General features: G+C 39.6%; 20 protein-coding genes, 3 pseudogenes and 1 other annotated feature. Of the genes and pseudogenes, 3 read left to right on the plus strand and 20 right to left on the minus strand.

Annotation, left to right across the window (positions count from 1 at the left end; all coding sequences use genetic code 11):
* Positions 1 to 50: 50 nt before the first annotated feature.
* The 9 genes and pseudogenes from carB to K6V43_RS00395 all read right to left on the minus strand — a co-directional run bounded on the left by carB (position 51) and on the right by K6V43_RS00395 (position 11,210).
* On the minus strand, positions 51 to 3,230 hold the full coding sequence (gene carB, locus K6V43_RS00355) for a carbamoyl-phosphate synthase large subunit (protein WP_222381052.1): 3,180 nt from the start codon (positions 3,228 to 3,230) through the stop codon (positions 51 to 53).
* A 1,103-nt stretch (positions 3,231 to 4,333) separates the two neighbouring features.
* Positions 4,334 to 5,416: a carbamoyl phosphate synthase small subunit gene (locus tag K6V43_RS00360; protein WP_024392243.1), complete on the minus strand. Its 1,083-nt coding sequence runs from the start codon at positions 5,414 to 5,416 to the stop codon at positions 4,334 to 4,336.
* 566 nt (positions 5,417 to 5,982) lie between these two features.
* On the minus strand, positions 5,983 to 6,906 hold the full coding sequence (locus tag K6V43_RS00365) for an aspartate carbamoyltransferase catalytic subunit (protein WP_024397085.1): 924 nt from the start codon (positions 6,904 to 6,906) through the stop codon (positions 5,983 to 5,985).
* A 28-nt stretch (positions 6,907 to 6,934) separates the two neighbouring features.
* On the minus strand, positions 6,935 to 7,456 hold the full coding sequence (pyrR, locus tag K6V43_RS00370) for a bifunctional pyr operon transcriptional regulator/uracil phosphoribosyltransferase PyrR (RefSeq protein ID WP_024392245.1): 522 nt from the start codon (positions 7,454 to 7,456) through the stop codon (positions 6,935 to 6,937).
* Between the two features lie 306 nt (positions 7,457 to 7,762).
* A pseudogene (locus K6V43_RS00375) lies at positions 7,763 to 8,411 on the minus strand (Pr6Pr family membrane protein).
* Positions 8,412 to 8,466: 55 nt separating this feature from the next.
* Complete coding sequence (locus K6V43_RS00380; RefSeq protein ID WP_024392247.1) at positions 8,467 to 8,805, minus strand: zinc ribbon domain-containing protein YjdM; 339 nt, start codon at positions 8,803 to 8,805, stop codon at positions 8,467 to 8,469.
* A 150-nt stretch (positions 8,806 to 8,955) separates the two neighbouring features.
* The gene (locus tag K6V43_RS00385; RefSeq protein WP_160863629.1) at positions 8,956 to 9,855 is read right to left on the minus strand and encodes an RluA family pseudouridine synthase; all 900 of its coding nucleotides are present in this window, start codon (positions 9,853 to 9,855) and stop codon (positions 8,956 to 8,958) included.
* The gene (gene lspA, locus K6V43_RS00390) at positions 9,839 to 10,303 is read right to left on the minus strand and encodes a signal peptidase II (protein WP_172103817.1); all 465 of its coding nucleotides are present in this window, start codon (positions 10,301 to 10,303) and stop codon (positions 9,839 to 9,841) included. Before lspA ends, K6V43_RS00385 begins: the two co-directional genes overlap by 17 nt.
* Positions 10,296 to 11,210, minus strand: coding sequence for a LysR family transcriptional regulator (locus tag K6V43_RS00395; RefSeq protein WP_024397081.1), 915 nt, complete (start codon positions 11,208 to 11,210; stop codon positions 10,296 to 10,298). Before K6V43_RS00395 ends, lspA begins: the two co-directional genes overlap by 8 nt.
* Positions 11,211 to 11,436: 226 nt before the next feature.
* Between K6V43_RS00395 and K6V43_RS00400 the strand changes: the two are divergent.
* A pseudogene (locus tag K6V43_RS00400) lies at positions 11,437 to 11,646 on the plus strand (tyrosine-type recombinase/integrase); the annotation flags it as partial.
* An 84-nt stretch (positions 11,647 to 11,730) separates the two neighbouring features.
* On the opposite strand, the gene rpmA reads toward K6V43_RS00400, so the two are convergent.
* The 5 genes from rpmA to K6V43_RS00425 all read right to left on the minus strand — a co-directional run bounded on the left by rpmA (position 11,731) and on the right by K6V43_RS00425 (position 16,480).
* The gene (rpmA, locus tag K6V43_RS00405) at positions 11,731 to 12,024 is read right to left on the minus strand and encodes a 50S ribosomal protein L27 (protein ID WP_009909754.1); all 294 of its coding nucleotides are present in this window, start codon (positions 12,022 to 12,024) and stop codon (positions 11,731 to 11,733) included.
* A gap of 45 nt (positions 12,025 to 12,069) precedes the next feature.
* A complete protein-coding gene (gene rplU, locus K6V43_RS00410) occupies positions 12,070 to 12,384 on the minus strand; it encodes a 50S ribosomal protein L21 (protein ID WP_002941330.1) in 315 nt (104 codons plus the stop codon).
* Between the two features lie 35 nt (positions 12,385 to 12,419).
* Positions 12,420 to 12,508 (minus strand) — a sequence feature (ribosomal protein L21 leader region).
* 67 nt (positions 12,509 to 12,575) lie between these two features.
* Complete coding sequence (brnQ, locus tag K6V43_RS00415; protein WP_222381053.1) at positions 12,576 to 13,901, minus strand: branched-chain amino acid transport system II carrier protein; 1,326 nt, start codon at positions 13,899 to 13,901, stop codon at positions 12,576 to 12,578.
* Between the two features lie 217 nt (positions 13,902 to 14,118).
* The gene (gene thiI, locus K6V43_RS00420; protein ID WP_222381054.1) at positions 14,119 to 15,336 is read right to left on the minus strand and encodes a tRNA uracil 4-sulfurtransferase ThiI; all 1,218 of its coding nucleotides are present in this window, start codon (positions 15,334 to 15,336) and stop codon (positions 14,119 to 14,121) included.
* Position 15,337: 1 nt separating this feature from the next.
* Complete coding sequence (locus K6V43_RS00425) at positions 15,338 to 16,480, minus strand: cysteine desulfurase family protein (protein ID WP_222381055.1); 1,143 nt, start codon at positions 16,478 to 16,480, stop codon at positions 15,338 to 15,340.
* 112 nt (positions 16,481 to 16,592) lie between these two features.
* Here K6V43_RS00425 and K6V43_RS00430 point away from each other — a divergent pair, with 112 nt between their 5' ends.
* Together K6V43_RS00430 and K6V43_RS00435 are read left to right on the plus strand one after the other, a co-directional pair.
* Complete coding sequence (locus tag K6V43_RS00430) at positions 16,593 to 17,021, plus strand: DUF6556 family protein (RefSeq protein WP_222381056.1); 429 nt, start codon at positions 16,593 to 16,595, stop codon at positions 17,019 to 17,021.
* 62 nt (positions 17,022 to 17,083) lie between these two features.
* Positions 17,084 to 17,473, plus strand: coding sequence for a hypothetical protein (locus tag K6V43_RS00435; RefSeq protein WP_222381058.1), 390 nt, complete (start codon positions 17,084 to 17,086; stop codon positions 17,471 to 17,473).
* Between the two features lie 115 nt (positions 17,474 to 17,588).
* Here K6V43_RS00435 and K6V43_RS00440 read toward each other — a convergent pair whose 3' ends face one another.
* From K6V43_RS00440 to K6V43_RS00465, 6 genes and pseudogenes are all read right to left on the minus strand, one after another.
* Entirely contained in the window at positions 17,589 to 17,846 is a 258-nt protein-coding gene (locus K6V43_RS00440) for an NUDIX hydrolase (RefSeq protein WP_261311736.1), read from the minus strand.
* A 326-nt stretch (positions 17,847 to 18,172) separates the two neighbouring features.
* Positions 18,173 to 20,335 (minus strand): ABC transporter ATP-binding protein/permease, encoded by a 2,163-nt coding sequence (locus tag K6V43_RS00445; protein ID WP_222381060.1) that lies wholly within the window; start codon positions 20,333 to 20,335, stop codon positions 18,173 to 18,175.
* An 81-nt stretch (positions 20,336 to 20,416) separates the two neighbouring features.
* Positions 20,417 to 20,725: a hypothetical protein gene (locus K6V43_RS00450; protein WP_222381062.1), complete on the minus strand. Its 309-nt coding sequence runs from the start codon at positions 20,723 to 20,725 to the stop codon at positions 20,417 to 20,419.
* Between the two features lie 226 nt (positions 20,726 to 20,951).
* Positions 20,952 to 21,158, minus strand: a pseudogene (locus K6V43_RS00455) (ISAs1 family transposase); the annotation flags it as partial.
* A 493-nt stretch (positions 21,159 to 21,651) separates the two neighbouring features.
* On the minus strand, positions 21,652 to 21,804 hold the full coding sequence (locus K6V43_RS00460) for a hypothetical protein (protein ID WP_153309318.1): 153 nt from the start codon (positions 21,802 to 21,804) through the stop codon (positions 21,652 to 21,654).
* A 29-nt stretch (positions 21,805 to 21,833) separates the two neighbouring features.
* Positions 21,834 to 22,529, minus strand: coding sequence for a CPBP family intramembrane glutamic endopeptidase (locus K6V43_RS00465; protein ID WP_172103810.1), 696 nt, complete (start codon positions 22,527 to 22,529; stop codon positions 21,834 to 21,836).
* Between the last annotated feature and the right edge of the window lies 1 nt (position 22,530).

The raw sequence follows: 22,530 nt of genomic DNA on the forward strand, positions 1-22,530 counted from the left end.
ATACTCAAAAAACAGAATGAACTCAACATTCATCCTGTTTTTAGGTCCTATTAAATTGCCTGTGTCATAAAGCTACGGCTTTCTAGAACTTTAACCATGGCTTCAGCAGTATCAAGAGCTGTAAAGAGAGGAATTCCTCCTTCAATAGCAGAACTACGAATCACTTGTCCAGCACCATCTGCTACACGCTTTTTACCAACTGTGTTAATAATAGCTTGGACTTTCCCAGCTCGAACGAGACTAGGAATATCTTGATTTTCAGGATCTCCTAATTTTCCAATGAGCGTAACAGGTAAGCCATTTTCAATCAGATAGTCTGAAGTACCAACTGTCGCAAATAGACCATAACCCAATTCGTAGAACCGTTTTGCAAGAGCAAGGGCCTCTTCCTTATCTTCATCTGCAATAGTGAAGACGATGTTCCCAAATTCTTCTAAATGCTGGTAACTTGCTTCAAAAGCTTTATAAAGGGCTTTTTCGAGTGTGACGTCTGAACCCATAATTTCACCAGTTGACTTCATTTCTGGGCCTAAAAGACTATCTACTTTAGCTAATTTTGAGAATGAGAAGACAGGAGCTTTGACATGGACTTGTTGACTTTCAGGATAGAGTCCATCTTCATAACCAAGTTCTGAAAGGCTTTGCCCCAAAATCAATTTCGTTGCCACTTGCGCCATCGGAATATCTGTTACTTTTGACAAGAATGGAACCGTACGACTGGCACGTGGATTTACCTCAATGACATAAACTATTTCGTCTTTGATGACAAACTGAATATTCATCATACCAATACAGTTCAAGCCGATTGCTAGACGTTTAGTATAATCCGCAATCGTTTCTTGCACCTTTTTCGATAAAGTCTGTGGTGGATAAACTGCCATTGAGTCCCCTGAGTGAACTCCAGCACGTTCAATATGCTCCATGATACCAGGAATTAAAACATCAGTACCATCTGATATAGCATCCACTTCACATTCACGACCTACAATATATGAGTCAACCAAGACAGGGTGTTCTGGCGATGCCTTAACTGCTGTTCGCATGTAGGAACGTAGATCATTTTCATTTTCAACAATTTCCATCGCGCGACCACCCAAAACATAAGATGGCCGTACAAGTACAGGGAATCCAATCTTGCGAGCCGCTTCTAACGCTTCCTCTTCATTTGTTGCAGTTTGCCCAGGTGGTTGTGGAATACCCAAATCTTTCAGGGCTTTTTCAAACAAATCACGATCTTCTGCTCGATCCAAATCAGCCACTTGCGTACCTAAGATTGGAATACCAGCTTTTTCCAATGGTTCCGCCAAGTTGATCGCAGTCTGTCCACCGAATTGAACGATAACACCCTTTGGTTGTTCCAAGTCAATCACGTTGAGGACATCTTCAAGAGTTAGAGGCTCAAAATATAACTTATCAGAAACAGAGAAGTCTGTCGAAACTGTTTCAGGGTTTGAATTCATAATAATCGCTTCATAGCCTGCGGCCTGAATAGCTTTTACCGAATGGACTGTCGCGTAGTCAAACTCAACACCCTGCCCAATCCGAATCGGACCTGATCCTAACACAAGGACAGATTCTTTTTCAGACCGAATGGATTCATTTTCCCACTCATAAGTCGAATAGAAATAAGGTGTTGAACTTTCAAATTCAGCTGCACAGGTGTCTACCATCTTATAAACAGGAATAATCTTATGATCTGTACGCAGCTGACGAATATAGGACTCTGTTCTACCCCAAAGTTCTGCAATTTTACGATCTGCAAAGCCATATTTTTTAGCTTTTTTCAACAAATCAATATTATCATGATTGATGGCTAATTCCTGCTCGATTTCTAATATATGAAGCAGTTTATCAAGGAAGAAGATATCAATTTTTGTTAATTGAGCAAGCTCTTCAACAGTGTATCCTCGTCTTAGACCTTCTGAAAGATAGAAAAGACGGTCATCTTGAGCCTTAACAATTTTTTCTACTAAAGCATCATCAGACAAGTGACTTAGCTCAGGCATTTCATTGTGGTAAACACCAATTTCCAAGGAACGACAAGCCTTCAAAAGACTTTCTTCTATGTTACGACCAATCGCCATCACTTCCCCAGTTGCTTTCATCTGTGTACCAAGACGACGTTCCCCTTTTTCAAATTTATCAAATGGGAAGCGAGGAATTTTAGCAACAACGTAGTCGAGTGCTGGTTCAAACATAGCGTAAGTTGTTCCCGTCACAGGGTTAACCATCTCGTCCAAGGTCAAACCGACAGCAATTTTAGCAGCTAGTTTGGCAATTGGATAGCCTGTTGCTTTTGAAGCTAAGGCTGATGAACGAGAAACACGTGGATTCACCTCAATGACGTAGTATTTGAAACTATGTGGATCTAAAGCCAACTGAACATTACAACCACCTTCGATTTTCAAGGCACGAATGATTGTCAGACTGGCATCACGTAGCATTTGATTTTCAATATCTGAAAGCGTCTGAGTTGGCGCAAATACAATCGAGTCACCTGTATGAATTCCAACAGGGTCAAAGTTTTCCATGTTACACACAACAAGGGCATTATCCGCAGCATCACGCATGACCTCGTATTCTATTTCTTTGAATCCAGCAATAGAACGTTCAATCAAACATTGTGTAACAGGTGAAAGTTTCAATCCATTTTCAGCAATTTCTTTCAACTCCGACTCATTGCTACACATACCGCCACCGGTACCTCCTAAGGTAAAGGCTGGACGAACAATTACTGGATAGCCAATTGTCTTAGCAAAAGCCAAGGCCTCCTCAACCGTTGTAACAATTTCAGATTCAGGAATTGGCTGTTGCAAATCCTCCATCAGTTGCTTAAATAGGTCACGATCCTCAGCCTGATCAATTGCAGACAGCTTAGTTCCCAATAACTCAACACCAAGTTCATCTAAAATACCAGCTTTAGACAGTTCCATAGCCATATTTAGACCAGTTTGACCACCAAGTGTTGGTAAAAGAGCATCTGGACGCTCTTTCCGCAAAATACGTGTAACAAATTCAATCGTGATAGGTTCAATGTAAACCTTATCCGCGATTTCTTTATCTGTCATGATTGTTGCAGGATTTGAATTGACCAAGACAACGCTATAGCCTTCTTCTTTCAAAGCTAAACAAGCCTGTGTCCCAGCATAGTCAAACTCAGCAGCCTGACCAATCACAATGGGACCAGACCCAATCACCATAATTTTTTTAATATCCGTACGTTTAGGCATAATTTATGATACAGAGCCCGTTAAGAGGACAAAGCGAAAATAGGAAACTCGACGCTGATGCTTAGAGCATCAAGACGATGTTTATCTTTTTCGCACAGTCCTTAGGGCGTGTTCGAATAGGATAATCAAATCTTACTCAAACCTGTATCTTCTCCTTTCTATTTGTCAACTCACAGGTTGACATTAAATAAGATAAGTCCGACGCTTAACAGTTCAGCTCGATAATAGATGAACTGTTAAGCTAGTGCAAGGGATAGCCTGACCTCCATAGAGGCAGGCGTAGGGAAATGAGTTGCTGGCAACCATTGACCTGTCCCTTGCCTTTCTATTTTCTATCTCTCCGGATAGAATTAAATAATAGTCCGACGCAGTAAGGGTTAGCTCGATATTAGTTAAACCTTACTGCTAGTGTCAGAGTTAGCAAAGGTCCCATAGGACTTTGCGTAGGAGGACAAATGCATTCGCATGAAGTCCGACTTGCTCTGACCGACGTGAGAAAATGGATTCGATATTAATCCATTTTCGAGCTAGTGCAAGGGATAGCCTGACCTCCATAGAGGCAGGCGTAGGGAAATGAGTTGCTGGCAACCATTGACCTGTCCCTTGCCTTTCTATTTTCTATCTCTCCGGATAGAATTAAATAATAGTCCGACGCAGTAAGGGTTAGCTCGATATTAGTTAAACCTTACTGCTAGTGTCAGAGTTAGCAAAGATCCCATAGGACTTTGCGTAGGAGGACAAATGCGTTCGCATGAAGTCCGACTTGCTCTGACCGACATGAGAAAATGGATTCGACATTAATCCATTTTCGAGCTAGTGCAAGGGATAGCCTGACCTCCATAGAGGCTAGTGTATGGAAATGAGTTGCTGGCAACCATTGACCTGTCCCTTGCCTTTCTATTTTCTATCTCTCCGGATAGAATGAAATAATCAACCGATGTCTGAAATCTCTATTCAATCATAATTGAGGTTTTTAAACTAGTGTCTAAGCTAGCAACTGAACGAAAATGCAGCACTAGTTCTCAGAATTCGACTCAACTTTTCAGCTTAGTGGACAATTGCATACGCGCATGTAATCTCGAAGTCGCACTATATTTTGTTTGTCAATTGTGCTCTTGTTTAAATGAGTCCATCAAGTCCATGAATTCATCAAAAAGATAGCTAGCATCGTGAGGACCGGGTGCTGCATCTGGGTGAAATTGTACCGAGAATCCTGGAAGGTATTTATGACGCACACCCTCGACCGATTTATCGTTGATTTCTTCATGCGTAATCATGAGACAATCTGGCAGATCTTCACGCGAAACCGCAAAACCATGGTTTTGGCTTGTAAAGTCTACACGACCAGTTACAATTTCTCTAACAGCATGGTTGAAGCCACGGTGTCCAAACTTCATCTTATACGTCTTAGCACCATTTGCCTTGGCATACAATTGATGTCCCATACAAATTCCAAAAATAGGGATTTTCCCTTGGATACCACGAATCATCTCCAACGCTTCCGGTACATCATCTGGATTTCCAGGACCATTGGACAACATCACACCATCTGGAGAGAGTGCTAAGATTTCTTCTGCTGTCGTATCAAATGGAACTACAGTAACATTGCATTCACGCTTGGACAATTCACGTAAGATTGAATGCTTCAAACCAAAATCAACCAAGACCACGCTACGCCCAATTCCCGGAGCAGGATAAGCTGTTTTCGTTGATACTTGCTGAATATTATTGGTCGGTAATACTGTCGCACGCAACTGATCTGTCAAATGCTCAATGGAATCACCCACATTTGCAATTGTTGCCTTCATAGTCCCATGTTTACGAATAATTTTTGTTAAGGCACGCGTATCGATACCAGAAATCCCTGGAATATTTTTTGCTTTTAAAAATTCATCTAATGTTAGTTGGTTCCGCCAGTTGCTTGCCCGTCTAGCCCACTCACTAACAACTACTCCTTTACAAGTTGGATTAATGGACTCATAATCATCACGATTGACACCATAATTCCCTACCAAAGGATACGTAAATGTTAAAATTTGACCATTATATGATTGGTCTGTAATGGACTCTTGGTAACCTGTCATGCCCGTTGAAAAAACCAGTTCACCAGTCACATCTAATTCGGAACCAAAGGCTTCCCCTTCAAAAATAGTTCCATCTTCCAAAATTAATCGTCTTTTTGACATAATCAATGATACAAAGCCCGTTAAAAGGACAAAGCGAAAATAGGAAACGCGACGCTGATGCACCAAGCATCAAGACGACGTTTATCTTTTTCGCACAGTCCTTAGGGCGTGTTCGAATATGATAATCAAATCATAGTCGAACACGTATCTTCTCCTTTCTATTTGTCAACTCACAGGTTGACATTAAATAAGATAAGTCCGACGCTTAACAGTTCAGCTTGATAATAGTTGAACTGTTAAGCTAGTGCAAGGGATAGCCTTAAAGTATATCACCATTTCTAAGAGCAGGTGTCAACATCTCAGCGCAGTGGTTGATTGGTAAATTTGTTCGTATTCTATACTCCAAATTTAACCTAATCAACTGTGCGGGGGTGGGAAGACGAACTCTTTTTTACTTTTCGAGTTCTTTCCCACTCCCAGGCGTAGGGAAATGAGTTGCTTGCAACCATTGACCTGTCCCTTGCCTTTCTATTTTCTATCTCTCCGGATAGAATTAAACAATAGTCCGACGCTTAATAGTTCAGCTCGATAATAGAAGAACTGTTAAGCTAGTGCAAGGGAAACTTTTATGCTTTGCCATTCACTATCGCTTCTAAGATAGCCATTCGGACAAATACACCATTTTGCATTTGTCGGACAATGCGTGATTTAGGTGCTTCAACCAAATGATCAGCAATTTCTACATCACGATTAACTGGTGCTGGATGCATTACAATTGTCTGTTCTTTTAGTCGTTTATATCTATCCTCAGTTAATCCATGCAAACGATGGTAATGTTCTTTTGAAAAGCTTTCTGACCCATCATGTCGTTCGTGTTGAACACGGAGCAACATCAAGACATCTACTTCTTCAATAATATCATCAATATTTACATGTTTACCATAAATATCAAATTCTTCCGCATACCATTCTTCAGGACCAGTAAAGTAAATATCAGCTCCCAATCGTTTGAGAATTTGCATATTTGATTTAGCAACCCTCGAATGAGTGATGTCCCCTGCAATAGCAATTTTTAACTGATCAAAGCGGCCAAATTCTTCATAGATTGTCATCAAATCAAGCAGAGATTGACTCGGATGCTGACCTGAACCATCTCCACCATTGACAATTGAAGTCTGTATTGTCGGACTATCAATCAATTGTTTGTAGTAATCTACCTCTGAGTGTCGAATCACACAAATATCAACCCCTAATGCCGACATGGTTAGAATTGTATCATAAAGGGTTTCACCTTTATTTACCGAACTCGTACGGGCATCGAAATCTATCATTCCCATTTCTAATCTAAGTTCAGCCATTTCAAATGATTTGTGAGTGCGTGTTGAATCCTCAAAGAATAAATTTGAGGCGTAATATTTACGATTTAAAGCAACAGGCTCACCTTTTTTGAAAGCTAATCCCCGTTGGATAAGTCCCAGCACTTCTTCATTCGAAAGTGTTTCCATAGTCACCAAATGTTTTAGAGATACTTTACCATCTACAATTGTCATGATACTTACCGCCTTTAATCTACTTGACTTATTCCGCTTCTACTAATAAAACAGCATCTTGTTGGTCAATTTCCGTCATATGAACTATGATTTCCTCTGTCCGACTTGTTGGGATATTTTTTCCAACATAATCTGCACGAATCGGTAATTCTCTATGACCGCGGTCAACCAATACAGCCAAACTAACGCGAGCGGGTCTTCCAAGTGACACAATATTATCAATTGCAGCACGAATGGTTCGTCCAGTATAGAGTACATCATCTACCAAGATGACATCCCGATCATTGACATCCGCAGTAAAATTCGTTGTATCTTCTTCAACTTTCACATCATCTCGGAAAGGCTTGGTATCTAATTCACCCAGAGGTACATCAATCCCCTCAATTTGCTTCAGCCTTTCTTGAATTCGCTTAGCTATAAAAACACCACGTGTTTTAATGCCAGCAAGAACGATATTGTCTAAATTTTTGTTGCGTTCGATAATTTCATATGTGATGCGGGTAATCGCCCGCTTCATGGTCATATCATCAACGATTTCTTTTGTCTTCATAAGACCTCCAAAAAATATAGAAAAAGTCTCCTTTTCCAAGGAGACTTTGAAAATATCAGCTAATATGGTCTTCGAGTCCTACGATTATTATGGCAACGAATAAAAAACATTGTTTCCTATTTCCCAATCCTGAGAACCTTGCTCAATTTCAAAAGTAAACTAAAAGACAATCAAGACCAGCCTAATGATCATCCGACTCCTTGTCTGCCTCTCTGGACAGGTATTAAAGGATTTATTAAGCAGAGTATAGCATAAAATACTGTCCTTGACAATTTTTTTGTTGAAAAAAATACTAACTTTCGGTTTTTAGTGGAAATCATTTTGAATCTGTTTATTTGGCGCAAGACATAGACACTTGATTCCAGCTAATCCAAATCCGCAGATAAGATAGGCTGCAAAAATAATTCCTACATAGGTCAATACATACGACCAGCCATATTTAGGCACATTTAAAAAGAAATAGGCAAATGGACTATCCTTGGCATCTGGAATTGGAATCTTGAGAAAAAAGCCATTGATTAACCCAAAAATCATATACAGAACTGGTAATAAGGTCCACCAAATCGGATCAAACCATTTATACTGGCGCTGATGATCTACAAAGATGGTATCCAGCAAAAAAGTACAAAGGAACAACATAGTGGCAAAGTATATTCTCAACACGCCAAAAATCTTCGGCCAGTGGTGCCAACATAAAATGATAGACCACACAGGTAATCATTATTGACATTGTTACCGCAGCCTTTATTCGAAGGAACTGAGGACCTTGTAAATCGTTTCCCTTGAACATGGCATAAACCATATACACAGCGAACAGGGAGACCAGTAAGTTAGACTGCACTGTGTAATACATAAGCATGCCGATGCCATACTTGATAATCTCCAAAGCTGTACCAGTAACAGCTAAAATAGCCAGCAGACACCTACTGTAAAACAAAATACTTTGATATTTCATAATATCCTTTCAAAAACGCGAAAAGACTGGTCAACCAGTCCTTTCCAAATCTATACTAAATTTTCTTAACGAACTCAGATTTTAACTTCATCGCACCGAACCCATCGATTTTGCAATCAATGTTGTGGTCACCTTCGACGATACGAATCCCTTTAACACGTGTACCTTGCTTCAAATCCTTAGGTGCACCCTTGACTTTCAAGTCTTTTATAAGTGTAACAGTATCGCCATCAGCCAAACGATTGCCATTTGCATCAATTGCCACTGGACCATTTTCTTCTTCAGCCACATCAGCTGGGTTCCATTCATAGGCACATTCAGGGCAAACTAATAGTGCTCCATCCTCATAAACGTATTCAGAATTGCATTTTGGGCAATTTGGTAAAGTTTCCATTCATTTTCTCCTCAAATGTTATCTGTACTAGTCTATCATCTTTTTATAAAATGAGCAAGTGGGCCAAAATCAGCAAGCTTCCTTGCCACTTCCATTCACCAAACTGAAATTTTCACAATTTTTTCAGAGAATGGTCTGTTCTCGCGCCCCCTAGCCTTTAGCAGTTCGACGAAGATACTCTAGTGTATCTTGAAAAATAGCTGGCGCTTCTGCTGTAAAAGCAACTACCTCTCCAGTTTTCGGATGAGTGAATCCAAGAGTTCTGGCATGGAGAAATTGGCCATGTCCTTTTAAAGTTTTTCGGGGACCATAAACTTCGTCCCCAGCAACTGGATGACCAATATAAGCCATGTGAACCCGAATTTGGTGGGTTCTACCTGTTTCTAATGTCAATTCAACTAAGGTATAGTCACCAAATCGTTCCAATACTTGGAATCTCGTGACCGCTTCTTTCCCTTTTGCCGTCACAGCCTGTTTCTTACGATCCTTTTCAGAACGACCAATAGGTGCTTCAATGACTCCACGATCATTTGGAAGGTTTCCATGTACAATGGCCCAATACTTGCGAAGGGATTTTTTATCTTTTAACTCAGCTGCGAGTTTTGTATGAGCATCATCGTTTTTAGCAATCATTAATAAACCTGAGGTATCCTTATCAATTCGATGAACAATCCCAGGACGAAGGACTCCATTGATACCTGACAAGTCTTTGACATGGTATAGAAGAGCATTAACTAAGGTCCCAGAAGTATGCCCAGCTGAGGGGTGCACAACCATTCCTTGAGGTTTGTTGACAACAGCGACATCTTCATCTTGATAAACAATATCTAAAGGAATATCTTCAGCGACATAATCAATTTCTTCAATCTCTGGTACTTGATAGGTAACGATATCCCCTTCTTGTACAGTATATTTTGCCTTCTTTACTTGACCATTGACCAATACCTGACCAGCCTTGATTTGGTCATTTGCCACCGAACGAGATAACTCTGTCAATTCTGACAATGCCTTATCCAGACGAACACCGCCTGTTTCAACCTTTATTTCCATCATACTCTTCTTTCAATATACAAATAAATAACAATCCAACCCCAACCGACAAGCACATATCAGCGACATTAAAAATCGGAAAATTTATAAAATCCAGGTGAAACATATCAACAACATACCCCAAACGAACACGGTCAATAAAGTTACCCAAAGCTCCAGCCATCATCAAAGACAGACTGAATAATGTCCAAAGACTGCCTTTTAGTTGTCGAATATAGTACCAAACCAGCCCAATCAATACAACAATAGTTACAATCGTAAAAAACCATTGTTGATTTTGCAAAATCGACCAAGCTGCACCATAGTTGCGCAAATAGGCCAAACTCATGAAACCTGGTAAAAATTCTCTTACTGAATCTAACTCAATATTCGCAACTGTCCAAGCTTTCACATATTGATCAATAGCAATTAAAACCGCCGCAAGGAGCGGAAACCCAAATTTACGCATGTTCTTCCTTCTTTTTATCAAAATATGACTGCATAGTCTCCACAAAATCCTGTGCGCATTGACTCAATTCATCACTCGCACGTTTAACGTAGACCATGCGATTGTCAACTTTTCCTTTAAATGGTATCACTGTAATCCCATTCACACTCTCATCATCCAAGTAACCCGAACCAGTCGCATAAGCGTCTGTACGTTCTAAAATGCCATTTAAGGTAGCTCGATCTGTCACATCAAAAACTACTGATGAGTCAGAGGTGTCAATCAGATTTTCTGAATAATATAGATAGGCTTCCTTCTCTTGGGTAAATCGAACAGTTGGTAAACCAACCAAATCTGCTGGTTCAATCTCCTCTTTATTTGTCAAGGGATGGTCTTCCCGAAGGTAGATATGTGTTTGGAAATCAGATAAATCAATCGCTTGCAAATGAAGTTTATCTAACTTTTGCATAATACCTTTCGTATTTTTATCATTTAAATAGATAATACCTAATTCACTATATCCTTGGGCAACCTCATCTAAAATCTGTGCTGTGGTTGATTCAAAAATACGAAAATGAGGATATTGTGGATGTTGTCTCGAAAACTCGGTAATCAATGGAGGTAAAAAATCATAGTGTTGACTAGAAATAGAAAAAGTTTTCTCACCTTCTTCAGGTTGCAAATAAAGATGTTCAAACTGATCAAAACCTTTTACCAAATTTTGAGCTTTTTCATAAAAATCCATCCCTTTTTGCGTTAAAAAGGTGCCAGAACTGGTTCGACTAAAGATTTGAAAACCAAGCTCTGTTTCCAAATCTTTAATGGAAATGGATAAACTTGGCTGAGAAACATACATCTTTTCCGCCGCTTCTCGAAACGTTCCACTATTAGCAATAGCCACTACGTATCGTAATTGTTGAATATTCATCGTAAAATCCTCTTTTATACTACTTTTTCTATTATACCAGAAATATGTAGATTTTGGGAGACTTCAAATTACACCATAAAGCGTCACTTCTATACCAACCTAGATGGAGGTGAAAGACCAAGGGATAAAAAACACATTTCAACAATCATCAGTCCAAAGTTGGTTAGTATTTTTTTCTAATCATTAAAAAAATGGCAATTAAAAGATTGATTTTTCAAATGCTCCAAGGAAACACCCAGACTTCAACAATATTACACCACACGGCTCCCAACGCATCCACTGCTCCCTACTCTTTAAAGCTGATTCCACCATCAAGAAAGTGCAGGAAAGATTAGGTCACGAGAACATCCAAACCACCATGGACATCTATGCCCATGTCACTCAAAAAGCAAAGAATGAAGTTGCTGATAAGTTTGCTTCCTACATTGGATTTTAAAATATGGGTACCAAAATGGGTACCAAAACAAAAAAACAGACCTTCCGAAATCTCGGAAAGCCTATTGCTAAGCCATATTCAGACTTATTTTGCGATTGGGTAAACAGATACTTGTTTCTTATCGCGACCTTTACGTTCGAAGCGTACAACGCCTTCTACTTTAGCGTAAAGAGTGTCATCTCCACCACGACCTACGTTAGCTCCTGGGTAGATTTTTGTACCACGTTGGCGGTAAAGGATTGAACCACCTGATACAGTTTGGCCGTCAGCAGCTTTCGCACCAAGGCGTTTCGCTTGTGAGTCACGACCGTTTGACGTTGAACCTCCACCTTTTTTGTGGGCCATAAATTGCAAGTTAGCAAGATTCAAGTTTAACATATGTTATTCCTCCGAATTTCTGTAATGATTGCTTCAAGCTACGCCTTAAGCGTTGATAGCGTTGATAACAACTTTTGTGTAAGGTTGACGGTGACCTTGTTTGCGGTGGCTACCTTTTTTAGGTTTGTACTTGAAGGTAACAACTTTTTTCTGTTTACCTTGTTTTTCAACAGTACCAACAACAGTAGCGCCTGCTACAAGTGGAGTACCCACAACAGTTTTCTCACCACCAACAAGAACTACTTCTTCGAAAGTAACTTCTTGACCTGCTTCAACGTTCAATTTTTCAACGTAGATAGCTTGACCGACTTCAACTTTAACTTGTTTGCCGCCAGTTTTAATGATTGCGTATGTGCTCATTATGCACCTCCTATGATTTTTGGGTCTTGCCCGAATTTGATGTGAAGACTCGCCTAGTACCGTGGGACGAACCACTTACTCTACTCTCAATGAAAGAACGGCATTCGTGCGGTTGCACAGGATGTGTGCATAGTCAACACTCCTATTATAACAAAAACACCTGCAAATGCAAGTGTTTTGTATCACTTTTCTTACATTTCGAAAGCTTCGCTCTCCTGCTTGTTTGGTAAGAACAGAGAGAGGACAATTCCGACCAAGGCTGGCAAGAGCCAGGTCAGAGACTGTTGGGATAATGGCAGAGCTGCAAAGAAAGCTTTGACTGGCTCCAAGCCCAACTGACCTGCCACTACTTCCACAAGAGACATAACCGTCACCACACCCACTGTTAGCTGCATACCGTAGACAGAAAGTGGAACAAATTTATTAACAATAATAATCATAACCAGACAAATGGTAATCGGATAAAGGACCAAGAGCACCGGAATCGAAAAGGCGATAATCTTACTCAAGCCAAGATTGGCAATTCCAAAACCAATCAAGGTGAAAATAGTTGCATAGACTTTATAAGATAATCGTGGGAAACGGTCATTGAAAAACTGTCCAGTCGATACAATCAAGCCAACTGTTGTTGTGAAGCAGGTTACCGTTACCATCAGAGCCAAGAAAAGCTGAGCTGACGGACCAAAAATTGCCTGTGTTGCAGCCGATAAGATATAGACCCCTTTGTGCGTATCCGATGCCAACATATCTGCCGGAACTGGGAAATGATTCCCAAGAAAAGCTAAGCCTACATAGAGTGCTGAGAAAGCTAAGGCTACTACAAAACCAACAGACCAGATAGTTGAGACATATTCTTTCTTGCTGGAGAAACCAAGTTGTTTTAAGGTGTTCACTGCTACGACACTAAAGGCAATTGAAGCAAGGGCATCAAGGGTGTTGTATCCTTCAATAAATCCTGTCCCGAAAGCCTGTCCTGCTGAATAAGCATCGGTTGCAGGAAGTGGAGCTGTAGAACCATATTTAAGGATACCCAATACCACTAGAATCACAATTAAAATAGCAAATACAGGAGTCAAAATACGACCAATACTATTCAAGATTTGAGATGGATTGAGGGCAATCAAATAGGCTGCCACAAAGTAAAGAGCTGTAAAACCAAACAACCACAGTTGTGTGTTTTGTCCCTCCAACATGGGTGCAATCCCCATATCAAAAGCAGTTGTTGCTGTACGTGGAATTGCAAAAAATGGTCCAATCGCCAAATACAAGGCAACAAGATAAAAAGTAGCAAACAAGGGTGAAATCTTACGTGAGATCTCATGCACGTAGCCTTTAGGGTTGAGTGTTCCTACAATCAAAGCAATCACGGCAATACCGACACCCGATACGACAAATCCTAAAATGGCTGGCCAGAAATGTTCACCAGATAAGACACCAAGTGCAGGTGGGAAAATCAAATTTCCTGCACCAAAAAACATACCAAACAGTAGTAAACCTGTTAAGGCTCCTTTTTTCATAAAAACTCCTTCAAATCTTTTTCGAAAGTCCATTATACCACAAAAATTCGATTTTTCCGAACGTTAGGTTATAAAAGGTAAGGATACCTAAGTCAAATAATTAAAAAACGCATCAAATCAAGTTAATAGTAACCTTCATTTGATGCGCTGAATGAATTTCTTTCTAAAATTGTCTATTCTTTCCCAACCGTTTCAGGCATTAAACTTCGTCAACAGTTTACAGTAAATCTTCGATTAAATTGTCAATCTCATCTTTTGCTTCCACTTTTGGAGTAATTTCTGTCACAATAATTCCTGCAACAGCACGTTCTACCAATCCTTCTACATCCATACGAGCTTCGTACTGCTCGACATTTTTGATTTTAGGGTTCGTTTTTGGACGGTCAGGGGCAAAGATGGTACAGCAATCCTCAAATGGCTGGATGGAAATATCAAATGTATCAATTTCTTGAGCAATATCAATAATTTCCAACTTGTCCATGGTAACGACTGGACGGATAACAGGTGTATTGGTCACCGCATTGATAGCCTGCATGGATTCCAAGGTCTGACTTGCCACTTGTCCTAGACTTTCACCGTTGATAATAACCATGGCACCACGTTCTTCACGAACTCGGTCTGTAATCCGCATCATGAAGCGACGTGTTAAGGTCATCAAATAAGCTTCAGGTGCCTTTTCCTTGATTTCTTCCTGAATTTCTGTAAATGGCACTTCAATAAAGGTGATATTACCACCAAAGGCAGTCAATTTACGAGTCAAATCATGGGCTTTCTTAAGTGCACCTGGACTCGTGTAAGGCGGGCTAGCAAAGTGAAGAGCTTCGATTTCGACCCCACGTTTGAGAGCCAAATAGCCCGCAACAGGCGAATCAATACCGCCTGATAACATCAGCGTTCCTTTTCCAGATGTTCCAACTGGAAGACCACCTGCTCCCTTGATTTCTTCATGGGAAATATAAGCAGCATCAGGACGGATTTCCACTCGCAAGGTAATATCTGGAGACTGCATTTGCACTTGCACATTTGGAATAGCTGAGAAGACCGCATCTCCAAGGACTTGGTTAAGGTCACGGCTGTCCAATTCAAAATTGTGGTCACTACGACGCGCAGCAATCTTGAAGGTCATCCCTTCCTTGTAAATAGACTGCATAATCTCCACAACCGCCTCTTTCAAGGCTGGAACAGACTTTTCAACCTTATAAGATGGCGCAAAACTTTGGATTCCAAAAATCTTCTTCAAAGAAGCGGAAACTTCCTGATAGTCTGCTCCATTCAAATAGACATGACCACGGTCACGATCAAAATAAACCGACACTTCTGGGTAAACAGAAAGGACATGCTTGATATTATTGCGGAGTTTGTTAACAAACCGCATCTTGTTTTTCCCTTTGGTTGACAATTCGCCATAGCGAATCATAATTTCTGAATAGTTCATTCTACCTTACTTTCTGTGTATTGTGATAAATTTGTTTGAAAATCGTGAGGAATTGTTCAATTTGCCCCATATCGTTGTCATCATCCAAGCTGATACGGACAGCAGTTTGTGCCAACTTCTGAGGAACGCCCATGGCAATTAATGTACCCGCAGGTTTCCCAGCCTTAGACGAGCAGGCAGATGTAGTGGAAATATAAATCTGATGGTCCTCAAAAGCATGAACAATGACCTCACCACGAATATTCTTAATTCCAAAGGTCAAAATACTAGGTACAAAGTTTTCCATTCCAGAAAAGACCGTCACATCTTGATACTTACTCAATTCATCCACCAGAATCTGCTTCATAGCTGCTAGTTGCTTTTGGCTATCTGATGCTTTGACCAGGGTCAAGCGAAGCGCCTTAGCTGTAGCGGCAATACCAGCCACATTTTCCGTAGTTGAGCGTTTGTCGCTTTCCTGTCCTCCTCCTGTCAATAGCGGAGCGATTTTCTTACCAGCTTTAATATAGACGAACCCTACACCTCTTACAGAATGGAATTTGTGACCTGAAAAACTAACAAAATCAACTCGGTCTGTCAGATACTGTTCCGTTGGCACCTTGCCGATAGCCTGCACAGCGTCCACATGGAAGGAGATGGTGGGTTTATCAGCTAGGAGTTGTGAAATTTCCTGAATGGGCTGAATGGCACCAATTTCATTGTTGACGGCCATGACAGAAACCAGAGTGGTATCTGGACGAATCAAGCTCTCTAAGGCTGAAACATCAACAAAACCTTGGGCATTGACCGGAGCCAAATCCACCTCAAAACCTTGCGTTTTGAGCCAAAGTGCTGACTCTTTTACCGCTGGATGCTCGATAGCTGAAACGATGATGTGCTTACCCAGGTATGCTTTCTCAAATGCGACACCTTTAATGACCCAGTTATCACCTTCTGTACCGCCTGAGGTAAAAAAGATTTCCTTGCTTTCTTTCCCCAATAGCTCTGCTATTTGCCTACGAGATGCTTCTAAAATACGGGTCGCCTGACTGCCAAGATTGTGGAGGCTGGATGGGTTGCCCCAGATTTTTGTTGCAACTTCCATGTACGTTTTAATAACTTCTGGATGAGTCTGTGTTGTGGCTGCGTTATCGAAATAGATCATTATTTTCATTCCTTTGTTTGCAATAGTCCTATTTTATCACGTTTCACATCTTGTTTCCACTCTTTAAGTTAGATTTAAACTTCATTTCATACACTAGGTTCGGAGGTATACCATGAATACACGTTCAAAAAAAGAAAACACAACAAGAGTCGCTGGACTTTCCCATTTACAAAAAGTTCTGACCTTTATTGGATCCATCTTAGGGATTATCACTGCATGCATTACGATTTACACCTTTAGCTCCAAATCATCTGCTCAATCAGTGTCAAATACAAGCAGCTCAACTGTACAAATGCCTTCTAGTACTGTTACACAAAGTTCTAATCAAGAAGGAACGACCAGTAGTTCTTCAACTGACTCATCTACATTAACAGCAGATGAGACGACTCAAACAGCTACAAGTAGCTCAACAGCAACATCAGAAGTCTCCTCTGCTTCTACTGATTCCTCCTCAACAGGAACAAGCACTGAAACAAGTTCAACTACAACTTCCAGTGAAGAAGTGACTAGCGGAGCTTCTGAAAATACTTCTGGCCAATAAAAACACATAAATACTTGTCTCCCTATTTACTATTTGATATACTAATTTTGGGAGGTGATGGAATGAAATACTTCATCCTAAAAGTGCCAACTTTCTTATGGTTACTCACTTTAACAATTTTAGGTAATTTTTTCCTATATTCACTTTTTCCAAATCCGTTTGTGTCCTATTTTCTCATTGTCTTAGGGAACCTAACTGTTTCTAGTATACATATTTCAAATAAGATTTATGATGAAGATGGGCGTTACACTCCTTTACAGACACTTTGGTGGTGGGTTTTGGGTTTTGTCATCATACTCATTGTGGTGAAGTCTTTCTTACAAACCACTTTAACGCAATTATTTGCAATGATAATATTCATCATACTCGGCGGATTTGGTTACCGTCTTATTGAACACTTTGCAATTTACAAATATCATTACTTGGAAAAGGAACGTCAAAAACGCCTTTAATTCATCTCCTCAAAAAAAAACAAAAACAGATTGGGTATCACAAGGAAAACTCAATCTGTTTTTATACTCTTCAAAATTCAAGTTTCGAAAACATTGTTGAAGCGGTTCATAACCCTCACCTAAAATTCCGGTCCCATTCCCCAGTTTGGTCCTTCTTGGTGTAAAAGAATTCAGATAAGGTTGGGTCATCCATGACTTTTACGATTTCAAGCAAATCATAGGCTAATTCCAATTGACTCAGTTCAGTTTTCTTAACCCATCGAACTTCTCCCTCTTCAGTTGAGTGGATAGTTCCTGAAAACTCCGTAGCCTTATAAAGAAAGACAATATAGCGATGTCCTTCTTTGTCAGGCCAGTGCTTAGTACCAACCAAGCGGGGATTTGAGATCTTCTGAATAAATAAAAATGCCAGGATTGAACACCCAGCTTCATTATCTTATTTATTTTGATATGTCCTACATGCAATAACTAAGCAAAATTTCCAAATAATTTCTATAGCAATTGTTCTATTTCTAAAATTACAATTAAATTTCTCATACATGTTTAATTAGATTCCAAAAGATTCAATTTCCTCAGATTCTCGTTTCTTAAAAAAACATCTACTTCACTTTGAATAGCACAAAAGAGAAGACGACACCCATCTCCTCTCATGCTTATTTATAAGTCAACTCAATACAGTTGACAATGAGCCTCTTACAATCAAATGCTATTCAAAGATTTTTTTAAATTCCCTAATTTCACACCTCGCATATTCCAAATAACAGAAATTAAAGTGATCAATAGGATAAGCATGGTGACTAATCGTACCACTTGAAGGGTAAACATCACACTCAAACCTGAAAAATAGGGTATCTGCCGTAGATAAAATTTGTAAATGAGTTTATCTAAACCGTAAGCTAAACCTAGACAAGTAAGAAAGACAATAAGATTTTCACATAAAATCAGCCAAGCAAGTTGTCCCCTACTATACCCTAGGCTATACAAAACAGCCAGTTCCCGATTTCTTTTTCTAAAATAACCTTTGTTCAAAAAAGTAATTACTAAACCTAAAGTGAGTGAGATAATACATGTGATGCTCAGCATTTTCTTGGTCTCATACTGATAAATCTTAGCATACTCCCCTGTTTTCCAACTTAACTGACTGGTCAGTCGATATTTTGGAAAGAGTTGGTCTAAATTTTGAGAAATCGTCTCAACATCTTTCGGCGATTGCGCTTTAACAAGTAGGGTCGTGTAGCCCAATCCAACAGCTGTTTTATAGCTATCAAGCGTATCAAATATATTTGAGAGATAGGCTGCATTTTCTTTTGACGAACCAATAAATGCGATTTTATCCTCTTCATACATTTGTGCAATATCTGTCTCTTCATCCAAAATCCCTTGGCCATCCCAGCCCAAATAGATAGCGTAAGTTGGCTGAAGTGTATCTTGATAGTTAGTTCGATAAATCCCCGACACTTGGTAGCTTCTCTCAACCAAATTCGTAGATTCTCCATATTTAAATGTAGTTAAATTGACCGAATGCCCTATAAACTGATCAAAATCATCACTTCCAAAGTAAATCTGCGCAAAAATATCAGGTAAAACGACTTCTAAACTTTGATTTTGTGGAAATTCTCCCGTAAGTAAAGTGATATTTTGGGTATTGTAATCTTTAGCAAAAGCTTTCGGACTACTCAATCCTAAAAATTTAAAAGTCAACTTAGTATCTTGGTTTAAAAAGCCAATATCCTTTTTTAAAAAGTCTGGCAACTCTTCTACTTCATAAGTCAAATCAATTTCATAGCCGTCTTTATCCGACAATGCCATTTGACGCCCTAAGGTTAAAGCGACATCTTCAACACCTTTAATTTGGCGTACCTGTTCATAATCTGCCTGAGAAAAATAAATCCGCTGGCCATCTAAACTCGAAGAAATATTGTTCTCACGATTTTGGACTGTGACATCATTTTTAAGCTCTTGCGTATCAATCATGATGAGCCTATCAGAGACACCTGAAAACATGCGATTGTAAGTACCAACGACTGTACTGTAATAAAAAGAAAAGCCTAAAATAAACAAAGAAAAAATAAGCATTATCGGGACAGCAAGCAATAACAATTCAAACTTATTAGCTCGCAGGGCTGATAAAATATAGCGCCCCAACTTTTTCTTTTTTATCTCTGTAGACTGGATCTCTGTAGGCTGGTGGAAAAGAGCAATTTCCGGCTCAGTTTTTCCCACCTCACGGCGAACCTTTAAATTTTTTTCTTTAATCTCTAAGACAATGTCCGAGTAGTCAATAATCAGGCGATCATGACTAATAATCAAAACTGTAACCCCTGTATGTTTTATCGCTGTTAGATATTCCAGCAATTTTTCTGTCGTCTCAGTATCCAAGCCACTGGTTGGTTCATCTAACAGTAATATTTTAGGTTTAAACAGCATCGCTCGCGCAATCGCAACACGTTGCTTTTGCCCACCACTTAAGTCTGCTACACGCTGATCAGCGAATTCTAAAATATCTAATTTTTTTAATACTTCTGTTATAGCCGCATCATCAAAATCGCCTGCATTTTTTAAATTATCAAGAACACTCAAACCCTCCGTGAGTTTGTAATCTTGAAAAACTAGCTGTAAATCCCTATTTCTTATGGTTTGCCAGTCTTTTTGCTTTAACTCTCGGACATTTCGTTCAAATAAAAAATAGTCGCCCTCATAATCAAAATCTAAGCCAAAAATAATATTTAAAAGCGTTGTCTTGCCTGAACCGCTCGCACCAATGACCGTATAAATCAAACCGGATTGTTCTATGGTAAAGTCTAATTGATGAAAAATTTCTCTCTTACTGTACTTTTTATTGATATTACTAAGGTTTATCATAGAATCCCCCTTAAAGATCGCTATAACTATAAAACAGACTACGTTTTCTATTTAAACAAGCTAATAAATCATATTAATGTTTTAGCTATTAAACCAAGGGTCATAGGATGTACTAGAAGTAATCACTTCTCCATATCTATCTAATGCTGGTTGACCCCAACATATGTGAACATCACTTTTATTCTTTCCTATACGAACCGTCTTGCTACCAATAGTATCCCCATTTGCCCGCATTACTTTTAAAGTAAAGGTCGTTGAGTCTGAACGGTTTACAGTACCTGTTTCAGAAACACCATTTGCATCCCATTGGATAACCGATTTCCAATTACCAGAGGCTGCAAGTACTGGAGCTGCTGTTCCAATAATACTAGAAAAAATTGCAAGACTCATAAGAGCAGTTATAATTCTTTTCTTCTTGATTATATTCTCCTAAAAATGAAGAGATAGCTTAAGAAAACTTAGTCCGTTCTCTATTATTATAGTATTTTTTCCTCCTTCAGTCAAGCGCTTTCACTTTTCAAACACGCCGTACGCATGAAAACTTTCATCTCTCCTTTTGTCCCCGGAAATAACCGCTTTAAACTTGGTATCTACCTTTTTACAACCACCTTTATCCTCAATGTCCAAATAATTGTGGCAAATAATCCTCCAAATGGACAGAAATATAGCGTTGTTTACGGCGGTAACTCAATTTCTCCTTAGGGAAGGTCATCATTTGTAAGTGATGAAGACAAACTTTACGAATAGCATTCAAATTGAAGGCGGCTCGTTTATCTAATGTTTGGTTCTTATCTTCTCTGTAAACTACATCTAACAACCAATACTTCGGTTAATTGTTCAGCCCTTCGCTCCACCTCTATTACAGAAGTTTCATCGCTACTATGGCCTCGGCTGACTTCTCATGATTCGTTGTTACTACGTCTTTGACGCTCATGAGACCTCACGGGATAAGTCGTACATCTTTCCTCGTTTACTCTCGTGATTTACGTCTATAGGTTACGACTACCTTTTTTGGACTTTAGACTTATATGCCCCCTCATCCCCTATATATGCCTTGTTATCACGTTTCTGTTCGTAGAGCCACGATTTCGCTATCCCTTCCTCTGACGGTCTTGGTTTCTAGCGTCAGACTTAAAACAGTCTCTCCCCAGACCGTTTTAATCCGCTACCTCACGATAGTCAGGCTTGGGAGTCGCTTTGGGGTTCACCGGTAGCGGGTGTCCACGGAGGACTTTCACCTCAGATGTACGACATGCCCGTCGTACATATAAAAAAGCGATAAAGCAAACTGCTCTATCGCCTAGATTGTAATAACCTTACATGATTTCAGCTGGTGGTAAAATGGGCTTTGGTATAGGAATCGGCTTCGGATATTTAATTGGTTTAATTGTTCCGATTCCATATAGTGGTGGTCGAAGGCTTCCGCCTGAAATATGGGACAGTTGAGAGAGATCTAGTTCTTTAAGCATCTAATATGCCTCCTTCTATAAAATTATTATTAACCAAGCATTAGAATAAGATAATTAACAACAGATACAATAACCAGTAATCCGTTATTCAGTAGATGCACAACAATCGAATCGACAATGTTTTCACGACGAGCGTATGCCAAGTAAAAAATTGCTCCTAACAGGAAATACACAATAAACTCGATTGGATAGAATATATGTAACAATGCAAAAATGGAAGAGCTCACAGTCAATTTCAACCACTTACGGTTGTTTTTGAAAAAATAACGACCAAAGAATCCTCTGAACACAAGTTCTTCCAAGATAGGAGCAAAGATACCAATTGCAAGATGAAAGGCTACAAAGTATAAAGGGAACATCCGGCTAAGCTGCTCATTGGTTGCCATCAAGGCTGCATCATTTGCTGATGTTGCATTACCCGTGACCATTTGAATTAAAAAGGTCCCACCAATGGCTACTAGACGAGTAGCAAGATAAAAGAGAAGAGCAATTCCAAAGTCTTTCCAGCTAAAGGGTAATTTTTCCTTTTCATCCTTGTTTTTATATTTTTTCCAAACAAGAACAAGGACGATACCAGTAACCACTAAATAACCTAGACTAGCAAGCCACTGCATATAAGTTGGCGTTGTCTCCTGAGTAGCAATCAATCTCATTGGAAAGATATTGACACTTAAGGTAAGAAAGATTAGCCCAATAAACTTCAGTATATTTTTAAAACGTTGCATT

The sequence above is a fragment of the Streptococcus suis genome, from assembly GCF_019794615.1.
GTDB classification, from domain to species: domain Bacteria; phylum Bacillota; class Bacilli; order Lactobacillales; family Streptococcaceae; genus Streptococcus; species Streptococcus suis_AI.